This is a genomic window from Cryptosporangium sp. NPDC048952 (assembly GCF_043197895.1).
In the GTDB taxonomy this organism is placed as follows: domain Bacteria; phylum Actinomycetota; class Actinomycetes; order Mycobacteriales; family Cryptosporangiaceae; genus Cryptosporangium.
On the sequence record NZ_JBICTY010000002.1, the window covers coordinates 71,907 to 85,762 of the forward strand.

At 70.1% G+C, this 13,856-nt stretch carries 13 protein-coding genes; 8 read left to right on the forward strand and 5 right to left on the reverse strand.

What is annotated here, in order from left to right; genetic code table 11:
* The first annotated feature begins 145 nt into the window (after positions 1-145).
* From ACGFY5_RS08455 to ACGFY5_RS08465, 3 genes are all read left to right on the forward strand, one after another.
* The gene (locus ACGFY5_RS08455) at positions 146-5,560 is read left to right on the forward strand and encodes a biotin carboxylase N-terminal domain-containing protein (protein WP_392718850.1); all 5,415 of its coding nucleotides are present in this window, start codon (positions 146-148) and stop codon (positions 5,558-5,560) included.
* 10 nt (positions 5,561-5,570) lie between these two features.
* Positions 5,571-6,023: a ribonuclease HI gene (gene rnhA, locus ACGFY5_RS08460; RefSeq protein ID WP_392718852.1), complete on the forward strand. Its 453-nt coding sequence runs from the start codon at positions 5,571-5,573 to the stop codon at positions 6,021-6,023.
* Positions 6,024-6,135: 112 nt separating this feature from the next.
* Complete coding sequence (locus ACGFY5_RS08465) at positions 6,136-6,672, forward strand: M23 family metallopeptidase (RefSeq protein WP_392718854.1); 537 nt, start codon at positions 6,136-6,138, stop codon at positions 6,670-6,672.
* A gap of 20 nt (positions 6,673-6,692) precedes the next feature.
* On the opposite strand, the gene ACGFY5_RS08470 is transcribed toward ACGFY5_RS08465, so the two are convergent.
* From ACGFY5_RS08470 to ACGFY5_RS08480, 3 genes are read right to left on the reverse strand one after another with little or no spacing between them, the layout of a single operon-like run.
* Positions 6,693-7,244, reverse strand: a complete 552-nt coding sequence (locus tag ACGFY5_RS08470; RefSeq protein ID WP_392718856.1) for a hypothetical protein — start codon at positions 7,242-7,244, stop codon at positions 6,693-6,695.
* Entirely contained in the window at positions 7,156-7,476 is a 321-nt protein-coding gene (locus ACGFY5_RS08475; protein ID WP_392718858.1) for an SAM-dependent methyltransferase, read from the reverse strand. The genes ACGFY5_RS08470 and ACGFY5_RS08475 overlap by 89 nt, the downstream gene beginning before the upstream one ends.
* Positions 7,463-7,606 carry an SAM-dependent methyltransferase gene (locus ACGFY5_RS08480; RefSeq protein WP_392718860.1) on the reverse strand — a complete coding sequence of 48 codons (144 nt, stop codon included), beginning with the start codon at positions 7,604-7,606 and terminating at the stop codon, positions 7,463-7,465. The genes ACGFY5_RS08475 and ACGFY5_RS08480 overlap by 14 nt, the downstream gene beginning before the upstream one ends.
* 27 nt (positions 7,607-7,633) lie before the next feature.
* On the opposite strand from ACGFY5_RS08480, the gene ACGFY5_RS08485 reads away from it, so the two are divergent.
* Positions 7,634-8,896 (forward strand): hypothetical protein, encoded by a 1,263-nt coding sequence (locus ACGFY5_RS08485; RefSeq protein ID WP_392718863.1) that lies wholly within the window; start codon positions 7,634-7,636, stop codon positions 8,894-8,896.
* Here the strand turns inward: ACGFY5_RS08485 and ACGFY5_RS08490 are convergent.
* Both ACGFY5_RS08490 and ACGFY5_RS08495 read right to left on the reverse strand, forming a co-directional pair.
* Positions 8,884-9,357 (reverse strand): hypothetical protein, encoded by a 474-nt coding sequence (locus tag ACGFY5_RS08490; RefSeq protein ID WP_392718865.1) that lies wholly within the window; start codon positions 9,355-9,357, stop codon positions 8,884-8,886. The genes ACGFY5_RS08485 and ACGFY5_RS08490 overlap by 13 nt on opposite strands.
* Before the next feature lie 121 nt (positions 9,358-9,478).
* Positions 9,479-10,648 (reverse strand): DUF418 domain-containing protein, encoded by a 1,170-nt coding sequence (locus ACGFY5_RS08495; protein WP_392718867.1) that lies wholly within the window; start codon positions 10,646-10,648, stop codon positions 9,479-9,481.
* Between the two features lie 90 nt (positions 10,649-10,738).
* On the opposite strand from ACGFY5_RS08495, the gene ACGFY5_RS08500 reads away from it, so the two are divergent.
* The 4 genes from ACGFY5_RS08500 (at position 10,739) to ACGFY5_RS08515 (ending at position 13,851) form a co-directional block, all read left to right on the forward strand.
* A complete protein-coding gene (locus ACGFY5_RS08500; protein WP_392718869.1) occupies positions 10,739-11,563 on the forward strand; it encodes a TetR/AcrR family transcriptional regulator C-terminal domain-containing protein in 825 nt (274 codons plus the stop codon).
* Between the two features lie 31 nt (positions 11,564-11,594).
* Entirely contained in the window at positions 11,595-12,275 is a 681-nt protein-coding gene (locus ACGFY5_RS08505) for a DNA polymerase beta superfamily protein (RefSeq protein WP_392718871.1), read from the forward strand.
* Positions 12,276-12,286: 11 nt separating this feature from the next.
* Positions 12,287-12,691 carry a polynucleotide kinase gene (locus tag ACGFY5_RS08510; RefSeq protein ID WP_392718873.1) on the forward strand — a complete coding sequence of 135 codons (405 nt, stop codon included), beginning with the start codon at positions 12,287-12,289 and terminating at the stop codon, positions 12,689-12,691.
* 212 nt (positions 12,692-12,903) lie between these two features.
* Positions 12,904-13,851, forward strand: coding sequence for a GlxA family transcriptional regulator (locus tag ACGFY5_RS08515; RefSeq protein WP_392718875.1), 948 nt, complete (start codon positions 12,904-12,906; stop codon positions 13,849-13,851).
* The last annotated feature ends 5 nt before the right edge of the window (positions 13,852-13,856 follow it).

Genomic DNA, 13,856 nt, shown 5'->3' on the forward strand with positions numbered 1-13,856 from the left:
GTGAAGTGCGAACCCTCCCGCGTTTTTGGAGGATTCCTACAACGCATCTACCGCACCATGCGTGGTCCGCTCCATTGGTCTGGTCTCCGGAATCGAGCAAGGTAGAGAGCAGTCTGTCCGTACTGGGAGTGGGGAGATCCAGCCGGTGTTCAGTCGTGTGGCCATCGTCAACCGTGGAGAAGCTGCGATGCGGCTCATTCACGCCGTCCGGGACCTTTCGGCCGAAACCGGGGTGCGGATCGAGACGGTCGCGCTGTATACGGACGCCGACCGAACGTCCACATTCGTGCGTGAAGCGGACATCGCGTATTCGCTGGGCCCGGCGTCCGCCCGGCCGTACCTGAACCTGGGCGTCCTCGAAAAGGCCCTGCTCGACACCGGCGCGGACGCCGCCTGGGTCGGCTGGGGCTTCGTCGCCGAGGACCCGGCGTTCGCCGAGCTGTGCGACCGGATCGGCGTGACGTTCGTAGGCCCGAGCGCCGACGCGATGCGCAAGCTCGGCGACAAGATCGGCGCGAAGCTGATCGCCGAGGAGGTCGGCGTCCCGGTGGCGCCGTGGAGCCGAGGCGCAGTCTCCACTCTGGAAGAAGCGTTGGAAGCCGGCGAGAAGATCGGCTACCCGCTCATGCTCAAGGCCACTGCGGGCGGTGGCGGCCGCGGTATCCGGCGCGTGGACTCCGGCGACGACCTCGCCGACGCCTACGAGCGCACGAGCCAGGAGGCGTTGCGCGCGTTCGGCTCCGGTGTCGTGTTCCTGGAGCGGCTGGTCACCGGCGCGCGGCACGTCGAGGTGCAGGTCATCGCCGACGGTCAGGGCACCGCGTGGGCGCTCGGCGTGCGCGACTGCTCCGTGCAGCGCCGCAACCAGAAGATCATCGAGGAATCGGCGTCCCCGGTCCTGGGAGCCAGCCAGGTCGACGAGCTCAAAACGTCGGCCGAGCGGTTGGCAGTAGCGGTCGGGTACCGCGGGGCCTGCACCGTGGAATTCCTGTACCACCCGGGCGAGAAGCTGTTCGCGTTCCTCGAGGTCAACACGCGGTTGCAGGTGGAGCACCCGATCACCGAGGTCACCACCGACACCGACCTCGTGCGCCTGCAGCTGCACGTCGCGGGCGGCGGACGCCTGGAAGGTCCGCAGCCGGTCGAGAAGGGGCACGCCGTCGAGGCCCGGCTCAACGCCGAGGACCCCGACCGCGACTTCGCGCCCGCCCCCGGACGCATCACGCGCCTCGCGCTGCCCGCCGGCCCCGGCATCCGGGTCGACACCGGTGTCAGCGAGGGCGACACGATCCCCGCCGACTTCGACTCGATGATCGCGAAGATCATCGCCTACGGCCGCGACCGCGACCAGGCGCTCGCCCGCCTGCGCCGGGCGATGCGCGAGACCACCGTCCTGATCGAGGGCGGCGCCACGAACAAGAGCTTCGTGCTCGACCTGCTCGACCAGCCCGAGGTCATCGACGCACGTGCCGACACCGGCTGGATCGACCGCGTGCGCGCCGAAGGGCGCCTCGTCAGCCACCGGCACTCCGCGATCGCGCTCGCCGCGGCCGCGATCGAGGCGTACGAGGACGAGGAGGAGATCAGCCGGCAGCGGTTGTTCGCCACCGCGCACGGGGGGCGGCCGCAGGTGCGGCACGATCCGGGGCGGCCGTTGGATTTGAAGCTGCGGGGCGTGGGCTACCGGGTCAGCGTGGTGCGGGTGGGGCAGCGTGCTTTTCGCGTGGGGTTCGCCGACGGGGTGACCGCCGACGTCGACGTGGACCGCTACGACCCGCACTCCGGCCGGATCGCGGTGAACGGCCAGCGGTTCCGGCTGGTCACGGCGGTGCACGGGCCGGTGCACCTGGTCGAGGTCGACGGGGTCACGCACCGGGTCAGCCGGGACGAGGGCGGTGTGGTCCGGTCGCCCGCTCCGGCGCTGGTCGTCGCGACGCCGCTCGCCGTCGGTGACGAAGTCGAGTCCGGTGCGCCGATCCTCGTGCTCGAGTCGATGAAGATGGAGACCGTGCTCCGCGCGCCGTTCAAGGCACGGGTGCGGGAGTGCCCGGTGTCGGTGGGTAGCCAGGTCGAGGCGGGGGCGCCGCTGCTGCGGCTGGAACCGCTGGGCGATGTCGTCGCGGAAGAGGAGTCCCGGGACGCCGTCGACATCGAGCTGCCCGGCGCGGCTCCCGAGCTCACCGCGGAACGCTGCCTGCAGGACCTGCGCAGCCTCCTGCTCGGCTTCGACGTCGACCCGCACGACCAGAAGCGTGCGCTCTCCGCATACCTGTCCGCCCGCGGCGACCTCCACGGTGAGCTCGACCTGCTCACCGTCTTCGCCGACCTCTCCGAACTGAGCCGCAACCGCCCCCGCGGCGACGGTGACGTCGAGCCCGGCAGCCCCGTGCACAGCCCGCGCGAGTTCTTCCACAGCTACCTGCAGAGTCTCGACGCCGACCGCGCGGGCCTGCCGCCGAGCTTCCGCGCCCGGCTGGAGAAGGTCCTGGCCCACTACGGCGTCAGCGGCCTCGACCGCACGCCGGAGCTGGAAGCCGCCGTGTTCCGCATCGTGCTGGCCCAGCAGAACGTCAGCAGCAACGTCGCGATCGTCTCCGAGCTGCTGCGCCAGTGGCTCGCCGGCCCGCCGCCCGTCGAGCCGATGAGCGAGCCGGCCGGCCTCACGCTCGCGCACGTCATCGAAGCGACCCAGGTGCGTTTCCCGACGGTCTCCGACCTGGCCCGCGGCATCGTCTTCCGCTGGTTCGCCCAGCCGCTGCTGCGCCGCACCCGCGCGACGGTCTACGCCGAGGTCCGCGACCACCTGCGCTACCTCGACGCCAACCCCGAGGCGCCCGACCGCGCCGAGCGCATCGCGTCGATGGTGGCCGTCGCCGAGCCGCTCGTGCGTCTCGTCGGCCAGCGCACCGGCCGCACCGACCGCGATTCCGCGCCGCTGCTGGAGGTGCTCACCCGCCGTTACTACGGAAACCGGGGACTGACGGGCGTCAGCTCGCTCGACGTCGCCGGCCACCGCTTCGTCACGGCTGAGTTCCTCTCTTCTGACGACGTGGAGCGCGTTGTCACGACCGCGGTGGACATCGCGGGGCTGGCCGGGGCGCTCGAGGCGGTGGCGCTGTTCAACGGCCCGATCGCGGCAGACCTCTACGTCACGTGGGAGGACCAACCGGACGCGGACGCGATGGCCGGTCGGCTGGACGGAATGCTGGCGGGGGTCACGTTCCCAGCGGGCGTTTCGCGGATCACGGTGACGGTCGCGGGCACCGCGGGTGCGCGCATGCACCACCACTTCACGTACCGCCAGGGCGCGTCGTCGTTCTTGGAGGATCGGCTCATCCGCGGGCTGCACCCGCAGATCGCCGAGCGGCTGCAGATCTCGCGTCTGCGGGAGTTCGACCTCACCCGCCTGCCCTCGTCGGACGAAGAGATCTACCTGTTCAAGGCGGTCGCGCGCAGCAACCCGTCGGACGAGCGGCTGATCGCGATGGGCCAAGTCCGTGACCTGACGCCGCTGCGGGAGGCCGACGGTCGCCTGATCGCGCTGCCGGCGGTCGAGGACGCGGTGACCGCGGGTCTCGACGCGATCCGGGCGGTCCAGGCACAACGTCCACAGAGCAAGCGTTTCGATACGAACCGGATCATGCTCTACGTGTGGCCGCCGACGGACCTGTCGCCGGACGAGCTCGAAGCGCTGGTGCAGCGCGTCCTGCCGACGACGTCGGGGGCGGGCCTGGAGGAGGTCGAGTTCGTCGGCCGGCAGCGCAACGACGCCGGTGAGCTCGAAGAGCTCTCGGTGCGGATCGGGTTCGACCCGGGGCGCGGCATGCGGCTGGACGTGGGCGCGCCGTCGACGGAGCTGATCCTGCCGCTCGACGACTACCGGCAGAAGGTGCTGCGTGCGGCGCGGCGGGGGAACGTGTACCCGTACGAGCTGACCGGGTTGCTGGGGTCGTTCGTGGAGTACGACCTGGTGGGTAACTCCTTGGAGCCGGTGGACCGGCCGCGCGGGAAGAACACGGCTGCGCTCGTGGTGGGTGTCGTGACGACGCCGACCCCGCGGTACCCGGAAGGCGTGACGCGGGTCATCCTGCTCGGTGACCCGACCAAGGCGCTGGGCGCGCTGTCCGAGCCCGAGTGCTCACGGGTGATCGCGGCCCTGGACCTGGCCACCTCGATGCAGGTGCCGCTCGAATGGTTCGCGCTGTCGGCCGGTGCCCGGATCTCGATGACGTCGGGCACCGAGAACATGGACTGGGTGGCGGCCGCGCTCAAGCGGATCGTCGCGTTCACGCAGGCCGGGGGCGAGATCAACATCGTCGTCGCGGGCATCAACGTCGGTGCGCAGCCGTACTGGAACGCCGAAGCGACGATGCTCATGCACACCAAGGGTGTGCTGATCATGACGCCGGACTCGGCGATGGTGCTCACCGGCAAGCAGGCGCTGGACTTCTCCGGTGGTGTGTCGGCCGAGGACAACTTCGGCATCGGCGGGTACGACCGGGTGATGGGGCCGAACGGCCAGGCGCAGTACTGGGCGCCGAACCTGCCGGCCGCGCGGGACGTGCTGATGAAGCACTACGACCACACGTACGTCGTGCCGGGGGAGTCGTCGCCGCGCCGGGCCGTTACCGCTGACCCGGCTTCGCGCGACATCTCGGACTACCCGCACGCGATCGTGGAGAGCGACTTCCGCACCGTGGGCGAGATCTTCTCGACCGCGCTGAACCCCGACCGGAAGAAGCCGTTCGACATCCGCACGGTGATGCGGGCGCTGACCGACCAGGACCACCCGGTGCTCGAACGCTGGGCGGGCATGGCCGACGCGGAGACCTCCGCGGTGCAGGACGTGCACATCGGTGGCTGGCCGGTGTGCCTGATCGGTATCGAGTCCCGGGCGGTGCCGCGCCGCGGTTTCCCGCCCACCGACGGCCCCGACACGTACACCGCCGGCACGCTGTTCCCCCGATCGTCGAAGAAGACCGCGCGCGCGATCAACGCGGCCTCGGGCAACCGTCCGCTGGTGGTGCTGGCGAACCTGTCCGGGTTCGACGGGTCGCCGGAGTCGATGCGGCGGCTGCAGCTGGAGTACGGCGCCGAGATCGGGCGGGCGATCGTCAACTTCTCCGGTCCGATCGTCTTCTGCGTGATCTCGCGGTACCACGGTGGGGCGTTCGTCGTGTTCTCGAAGGCGCTGAATCCGTCGATGACGGTGCTGGCGCTGGAGGGTTCGTTCGCGTCGGTGCTCGGCGGCGCGCCGGCGGCGGCTGCCGTGTTCGCCGGCGAGGTCAACAACCGGACCGCGACCGACCCGCGGGTGGCTGAACTTCAGGCGCAGGCCGCTGCTGCCGACACTACGGAGCGGGCGGCGCTGAACGCGCGGCTGGCCGAGGTGCAGTCGGGCGTGCGGGCCGAGAAGCTCGGCGAGGTCGCGGCCGAGTTCGACCGGGTGCACAGCATCGAGCGTGCGGTGGAGGTGGGGTCGGTCGACGAGATCGTGTCGGTGGCGTCGCTGCGGCCGCGGATCATCGCCGCTCTCGAGGCAGGGATGGCCGGCCGGTAAGTTTTCGGCCATGGACCAGCGGATCGTCGTGATTCACACCGATGGGGCGTGCATTCCCAACCCCGGGCCCGGGGGTTGGGGTGCCGTCCTGCGGTACGGCGACGTGGTGAAGGAGCTGCGCGGCGGCGAGGCCGGCACCACCACGAACAACCGGATGGAGCTGATGGCGGCGATCCGGTCGCTGGAGTCCCTCACCCGGCCGTGCTCGGTCGTGCTGCACACCGACAGCTCGTACGTCCAGCAGGGCATCACCAGCTGGATGACGAAGTGGAAGCGCAACGGGTGGATGACCGCTGCACGTCAGCCGGTGAAGAACGCCGATCTGTGGGTGCGTCTCGACGCGGCGATCGGAGTGCACGAGGTGGAGTGGAAGTGGGTGAAGGGCCACGCCGGGGACCCCGGGAACGAGCGCGCCGACGAGCTGGCGGGGCTGGGGCTGCGAGAGAGCGTTGCCGGCGTCTGACACGATCTGAGCTGTGACGACGGCTCGGGTTCCGCGGCAGCGCCGTCGCGTTGTGATAGGGCTGGTTCTCGTTGGCGGGCTCATTGTCGTGGGCCTGAGGTTCGTGTGGCCGATGGTGTCGCCGTACGCCGGGCCGCTCGCCGGGCCTCCTGGGCCGCGGCCCGCGTTCCAGATGCCGGTGGCGTGCGGGGAGCGGTGGCAGCTGGGCACGTACCCGGGGCACGACGACTTCGACGTCGACTTCTTTCCGCTGGACGGGGAGTCGTGGGGGCGTCCGGTGTTGGCATCGTTCGAGGGCACGGTGACGATGGCCGGGATCAACGGGACGCTCGGCGGCCGGACACCTGCGGATCCTGACGGGCCGCGGGGGACCGGGGGCGGGTACTGGGTGAAGATCGCCCACGAGGGGCGATGGGAGACGCAGTACCTGCATCTCCTGGAGCCGCCGCTGGTGTCGTCGGGGGACCGGGTCGCCCGGGGTCAGCAGATCGGGAAGCTGGGGAGCACGGGTAACTCCGGAGCGCCGCATCTGCACTACGAGCAGCGTCGGGGCTGGGAGAAGGTCGAGACGTACTTCGACGGCCGGCCGTCGGGCATCACGACCGACGACCGCGAGTACACGACCGCGAGGGTCAGCAAGAACTGCTGACCGGGCGCGCGGCCCGAGCGCTAGCTCGGGCGCGGGTTCGCGCGCTGGCTCGGGCGTGGGGTCGGGTCGCTGTCGTGGGCTGACGCTGGGTCGCGTTCGGGGATCAGTGGGCCTCCGATGGGTAGGGTGAGGTGCGGCTGGGCGCGGTCGAGGCTGTGGCGGGCGGCATTGACGAACACGACCTGCGCGTCGACCAGGGTGGTGAGCAGCCGCGCCCACTCGTCCGCGTTCTTGTGGCCGGCGTGGACGTAGGCGTCCATCTGCACCAGCGCGTCACCGACGGGTGTGATCGCCGTGACGACCTCCTCGTCGGCGACGAGGCTCAACTCGGTGAGCGCACCGCCCCAGCGGGCCCAGTCGACGTCGGTGACGGGGAGCGTGCCCAGGTAGGCGCGGCGCACGTCGAACTCGATGCGGGCGTACTCGCGTAACAGGGTGCGGTACGCGGCCGCCTTCGTGTCCTTGAGCCAGTGCTGGCTCTGACTACGCCGGGTCAGGAACCCGCCCACGAGCACGCCGGCGAGCGTCCCGACCATGCTCCCGGCCACCGTCACCACCACGGTCCACGACACGCAGCCAACCGTGCCGACTCCCGCAGCCCAGCGCAACCGCCGTGACCCCCGGCTCGACCAGCTCGTACCCCTCGAAGAACCTCTCCACCCCGGCCTTGTCCGGCAGCGCGACACAGATGCCCGGCTCCTCGTAGGCCGCGGCGGCGCGGTGGATGCCCTCGCCGATGTCGCCGGTGGCGGTGGAGAGCGCGAGGTAGCTGCCGCTCGGGAGCCGGTCATCAGCCGGCGGCACGGTCGGGCGGGCAATTGTCGGAACCGCCCAGGATGTAGTCGTAGATTCGGGCAGAGTGCGGTATGTCCGTCCGGAGGTCCACCGGAATGTGTTCAGGCACAGTGGACAGTCTGCTTAGACTCGCCACCATCCGCCACAGGTGACGGAGATGTTCCGCATGACGTTGCAGCGTTTACGGTCGGTCTCGGCGTCGGAGTGGGTTCTGCTCGCCGCGCTGCTGGTCATCGCGGTCGCCACCCGGTACGTCGGACGGGACTACGTCACCGGCGACATGCAGATCTTCTTCGAGTGGCACGCCCACTTGGAGGCCGACGGTCTGGATTCGCCCGTTGGCAACTACAACGCGCCATTCCTCTATCTGCTGATGCTCGCCGGGTGGCTGCCCGGTGAACTCCTGTACAACCTCAAAGCCATCTTCGTCGTCTTCGACGTGCTGCTCGCCTGGTACGTGTTCCGCCTCGTCGGCCTGCGCTACGCCGGGTGGCGCATCCCGGCCGCGGCCGCGCTGATCGTCGCGTTCCTGCCGACGGTCGTCATCAACGCGTCGATGTACGGCCAGTGCGACTCGATCTGGGCCTCGTTCGCCGTCGGCGCGCTCTACCACTTCCTGCGCGGTTCGCACTGGATCGCGGTGTCGTTCTGCGCGCTGGCCTACGCGTCCAAGCCGCTGGGCATCTTCATCTTCCCGACGCTCGCCCTGCTGTTGCTCGCCGGCACGGTCCGCTGGCGCACGCTGATCGCACTGCCGCTGGTGTACGTCGCGGTCGACGTCCCGATCATGCTTTTCGGCCGTGACCCGGTCGAGGTGCTCACGCTCTACTTCCACCAGTTGGACGACCCTGCCCGGCTGACCCGTGGCGGTCCGACCGTTTTTCAATTCTTCGACGTCAGAACTGGCGCCCTCGAGCTGGCGTCACTGGGGACGCTGCTGGCCGGGGCCGCGGTGCTCGGCATCTGCTGGGTGCTGATCGCGACCCGCACCGAACTGGACCACACCCGCATCGTCACCGCTGCGACGTGTTTCGCACTGATCGTGCCGTTCCTGCAACCCCGGATGCACGAGCGCTACTTCTACCTCGCCGACATCCTGACGCTCGTCCTCGCGTTCTACGTGCCTAGGCGCTGGTACCTGCCGCTGATCGTGCAGGCGGCGTCGTTCTTGTCCTACCTACCGTTCATGCTGCGCGGTGGACCGCCGGGCACGTACCTGGACCGTAAGTGGCTCGCCGCACTGATGCTGGTGGCCCTCGTCCTGACCACCTACCAGCTACTCCGCGACGTCCGCGGCCACCGTCCGGCACCGCCGGACGGCGAACCGCGGATGCCCCTGGACGACGAGACCGCATCGGCGCCCGACAACGGCGAACGGCGGGCACTGCTGCGCCCGCCGCACCCGCTGTCGTCACCTCAGCAGCTGTAGGTGACCTTGTACGGCACGGACAGCGCCTCGGACGTGCCCACCCGGATCGTCTCGGTGCACTTCTTGAGCGGGAAGCCCCGCTTCGAGCTGTGATCCATCTCGACGTACACCGAGTTACCGGTTTCGGCGATGGTCAGGATCGACGCCACGGCTGCCCCGAGCTGCACCGCCGCCGAGCAGCCGCGCTTGGCCTTCGCGGCCTTCAGTGCGACCTGTGCGGTCCTGGCAGCGACCGCCAGCGGCACCGTCCGCGCGCGCAGCCGGTCGGCGGTCTTGGACAGGCCGCACATGAGGCCGAGCTCCTTCTCGGCGCTCATCAGGCCCAACGCGGCCTGCTGGGCCTGCTGCGGAGCGATCATCTTCCCGGGCGTCGAATCCGCAGCCGCCGGCGCACCCGCGACCCCCAGTGACGCACCGAGCACCAGTGTCAGGACTGCGATTCGTCGGGATAGTCCAGTCATTCGTTCCCCCCAAAGTCGAAATTGGACGGGACGAACGTAAGAGAGCCCAGCGGGCCGTTCCTAGGGCGTTAACGGTGAAATCGCCCTTTCGGCGGGGGAGGCGCGACCGATCGGTGCGCGGTCAGCGTCGATCGGATTGTCGTTCCGGGACCGACATCTCACCCGCGGCGACGAACGCAGGGCGGGTTCCGTTGGTCAGCCATCGAAGACCCCACTCGACCGGGCCGTACCGGAACCGGCGCAGCCAGAGTGCGCTCACGGCGAGCTGGGCGGTGAACACCGCGAGGGCGAACACCATCAGCGCGAGCGGGGAGAACCGCCCGGCGAACCCGAAGCCGATGCCGGTGAACACGATCAGGCCGACCGCGGACTGCGCGAGATAGTTCGTGAGCGCCATCCGACCGGCCGGAGCCAGCACCCGCCGCACCACGGGCCGGGCCCGCAGCAGCGTGGCCACGTACGCGGCGGCGAGCAGCGGGGCAGTGGCCACGCTCGCGGCGACGCACAGCGGGGCACCGTTCCCGCCGAGCGCGTAGAGGACCCCGCCTGCGATCCCGACCGGGAACCCCACCAGCTGGATCCGGCGCAGCACCGGGTGCGAGTTCGTTTCCGGAGCGAGCCAGCGCCGACGTCCCGCGACCATGCCGAGCAGGAACATGCCGAGCGCGGTCGGGCCCTGCAGCGTCGCCGATTGCAGCAGCAGCAACGGCAGACCGGCGAGGTGCTCGCCGATGTTGGGACCCCAGTCGCCCAGCAGCGCCCGGGTGGCGTCGGCACCGTTCGCGAGCGCCTCGGACTCGCCGGGCAGAAACGTCGAGCCGTCCACGAACAGTCCACTCGAGATCAAGCTCAACAGCACGACGACGTACAGCCCGACGGCGATCCGCAGCGCCGTGCGGTCGGTGACGTTCCGCAGGAGCAGCAGCGCCAGGCACGCCACCGCGTACGTGGTGAGGATGTCGCCGCCGTACAGCACGACGATGTGCAGCACGCCCAACGCGAACAGCCCCGCGATCCGCCGCAGCATGCGGGGCCGGAACTCCGCTCCGGCACGTCGCGCGGCGTCCATCTGGAGCGTGAAGCTGTACCCGAACAGGAACGAGAACAGAACGTAGAACTTCATGTCGACGAAGACCGACGAGAGCGTGCGGACCGCGTCGTCGAGCGAGGAGTCGAACGTCGGGTCGTGAACCAGGTTGCCGGGATAGCCGGACGCCATGAACGTCACGTTCACCGCGAAGATCCCGAGTAACGCGAAGCCGCGGACCGCGTCGACGTCGTGAATACGCATGGGGCCTCTCTCTGTATCGTCTACAGCGTATGACGTACAGAGTCGGTGATCTCTAGAGTGACGCGCAAGAGACCTGAGAGGGAGATCTACGTGGCGGACGCCGGCCTGCCCCCGGTGGTGGCCCGCATGTGGGGCCGAGACACCGCGGCCCGGTACGGGCCACGTCCGAGTCAGGACGTGCGTGCGATCGTCGACGCGGCGATCGCGATCGCGGACCGCGAGGGCCTGGACAAGGTGACGATGAGCAGCGTCGCGGCCGACGTGGGGGTGGCGACGATGTCGCTGTACCGGTACGTCGGGAGCAAGGACGAGCTGTTGCTCCTGATGGCCGATGCCGCCGCGCCGGAGCCCCCGGCGCTGGAGGCTCAGGGCTGGCGCGCGTATCTCACCGCATGGACCCGCGCGAACCGCGACTACCTGCTGGGTCGGCCCTGGCAGTTGACGCTGGGCCGCACCGCCCCACCCGCCGGCCCCCGCACCCTGCGCTGGCTCGACCGAGCCCTCGCGGCGCTGGCTGACACCGGCCTGACCCACACCGAACGAATCAACATCGCGACCACCCTCACCGGCTATGCCTCGCAGCAAGCGAGCGTGGTCGTCGCCATGCTCGGCGCCGCAGCCGCTCCGCCTCGGCCATCTGCGACCGGCACGAGCGGCCCCGGCGCCACCGCCGGCCCGCGTGGCGGCCCGCGCGGCGGCTCGCCGGCACTGGCCGAGCCCATCGATGGGCTCGTCGACTATGGGCGGATCCTCGGGGAGTTGCTCGAGCCGGAGGAGTATCCGGCGCTTTCGGCGGCCGTCGCTGAAAACGCGTTCGGGGCCGCTCCCGACTGGATCGACGACGCGGACTTCCAGTTCGGGCTCGACCTTCTCCTCGACGGCATCGAGGCCCTCATCGCCCGCCGGAACAAATAAGTCTTTGGCCCCACGCGGCACCATTAACCCCGTGAACACCCTGCTCCTCGGCGTCGTCGGATCGACCGCCTACGGACTCGCCCACACGGGCTCCGACGTCGACCGCCTCGGCGTGTACGCCGTGCCCACCGCCGAGCTGCACGGACTGCACCTGCCGATCGACCGGGCCGCCACGGTCGTCCAGCACGACCCGGACCAGACCATGCACGAGGCCCGCAAGTTCGCGATGCTGTGCCTGTCGTCGAACCCGACGGTCACCGAACTGCTCTGGCTGCCGACGTACGAGCAGCGCACCCCGCTCGGCGACGAACTCGTCGAACTCCGGGACGCATTCGCCAGCGCCGACGGCGTGCGCAACGCGTACTTCGGCTACGCGACCGCCCAGTTCAAGCGCCTGCTCGCCACCGGACAGTTCCAGTCAAAAATGCGGAAGCGGCAGTCCAAGCACGGCCGGCACCTGCTGCGCCTGCTCGACCAGGGCTACGACTACTACGTCACCGGCCGGCTGACACTGCGCGTCGACGACCCGGAGCGCTACCGCGAGTTCGGCGACCGGGTGGCGGACGACCCCGAAGTGGCCCGGCCGGTGCTGGCCGAGGCGCAACAGAAGTTCGCCGACGCGAAGTCACCGCTCCCCGAGGCGCCGGACGAGCCCGCGGTCGAGGCCTGGCTGAGGCGGGTCCGCGCCGCCTACTGGAAGGCCGCACAGTGACACCGTCAACGGTGCTCGTCGACATCGACGGCACCCTCGCCACGCGGGTCACCGACCGCTCCCCGTACGACTGGCAACGCGTGGGGGAGGACGCCCCGGTGGAGGCCGTGGTCGCGGCCGTGCGCGCCCTGCACGCGGCCGGACACACGATCCTCGTGCTGTCCGGCCGCGACGAGGAGTGCCGCCGCCAGACCGAGTCCTGGCTCACCCACCATCTGGGCGTGCCCTACGAGCGCCTCCTGATGCGCCGGGCCCGCGACAACCGCCGCGACGACATCGTCAAACGCGAACTCTACGAGCGCCACATCAAGAAGCACTACTCCGTCCTTTTCGTCCTCGACGATCGAGCGCAAGTCGTAAAAATGTGGCGGAAAATCGGTTTGGTCTGTTTCCAAGTTGCCGCAGGCGACTTCTGATCTCACGCCGCCGACGAGTTCCCGGCCCTACGACGTCTCGCCGGGCCTACGGTCGGCGCGCGTAGGCCCCAGAACCCGTCGTAGACCCCGAAACCCGTCGTAGGCCCGGAAATCTGACGTAGCCCCGGCGCGGTGGCGGTGGCGGTGGCGGTGGCAGGAAAGGTGGGAACGACGACGTTGCTGCCGCCGCCGGACACCGCCACGCTGAAGGCATGCGATGCGTAGTGGTCGTGCTCTTCGACGGGGTGCAGAGCCTCGACGTGACCGGCCCGCTGGAGGTCTTCGCGGGGGCGAACCGGACCGCTCCCGCGACCTACCGCCTGATCACGGCGAGCCCCGGCGGTAAGCCGGTGCGAGCCTCCTGTGGGCTCATGCTCGTCCCGGACGAACCCCTCGAAAAGACCAAAACCGCGCACACCCTCGTCGTCCCCGGCGGCGAAGGCACCCGCGACCTCGATCCCGACGTGGTCACCTGGCTGCGCGAGCGGGCACCGGAGGCCACCCGCCTCGTCTCGGTCTGCACCGGCGCGTTCCTGCTCGCCGAAGCCGGCCTGCTCGACGGCCGGCGCGCCACGACGCACTGGCGAACGTGCGACACGCTCGCCAAACGCTATCCGCAGATCGACGTCGATCCGGAGCCGATCTTCGTCCGGGACGGGCCGGTCGCCACGTCGGCGGGAGTCACCGCCGGCATCGACCTGGCGCTCGCGCTCGTCGAGGAGGACCTGGGCCGTGAGGTCGCGCTGAGCATCGCCCGGCACCTGGTGATGTTCCTGCACCGGCCGGGCAACCAGGCCCAGTTCAGCACCCAGATGGCGGCGCAGGTCGCCGACCGGGCTCCGCTGCGCGAGGTGCAGCGCTGGATCGTCGACAACCCGCGGGCCGACCTGAGCGTCGAGGCACTCGCGCGCCGCGCGAACCTCTCGCCGCGGCAGTTCGCGCGGGCGTTCGCCGCGGAGGTCGGCCGCACGCCCGGCCGGTACGTGGACGCGGTGCGGCTGGAGACCGCCCGCCGCGTGCTGGAGGAGAGCGACGAGAGCGTCGACCGGGTCGCGCGTCGCAGTGGATACGGAACGACGGAGGCGATGCGCCGCGCCTTCGTGCGGACGTTGGGCGTCGCGCCCGGCGAGTACCGGCAGCGCTTTTCGACGAGGAGGTAGCAGAC

Bases quoted from the DNA above. Each gene is read 5' to 3' on its own strand.
- ACGFY5_RS08495 (WP_392718867.1), bottom strand. From the start codon at position 10,648: ATGCGTATTCACGACGTCGACGCGGTCCGCGGCTTCGCGTTACTCGGG.
- rnhA (WP_392718852.1), top strand. From the start codon at position 5,571: ATGGACCAGCGGATCGTCGTGATTCACACCGATGGGGCGTGCATTCCC.
- ACGFY5_RS08485 (WP_392718863.1), top strand. From the start codon at position 7,634: ATGACGTTGCAGCGTTTACGGTCGGTCTCGGCGTCGGAGTGGGTTCTG.
- ACGFY5_RS08515 (WP_392718875.1), top strand. From the start codon at position 12,904: ATGCGATGCGTAGTGGTCGTGCTCTTCGACGGGGTGCAGAGCCTCGAC.
- ACGFY5_RS08490 (WP_392718865.1), bottom strand. From the start codon at position 9,357: ATGACTGGACTATCCCGACGAATCGCAGTCCTGACACTGGTGCTCGGT.
- ACGFY5_RS08465 (WP_392718854.1), top strand. From the start codon at position 6,136: ATGGTGTCGCCGTACGCCGGGCCGCTCGCCGGGCCTCCTGGGCCGCGG.
- ACGFY5_RS08480 (WP_392718860.1), bottom strand. From the start codon at position 7,606: ATGGTGGCGAGTCTAAGCAGACTGTCCACTGTGCCTGAACACATTCCG.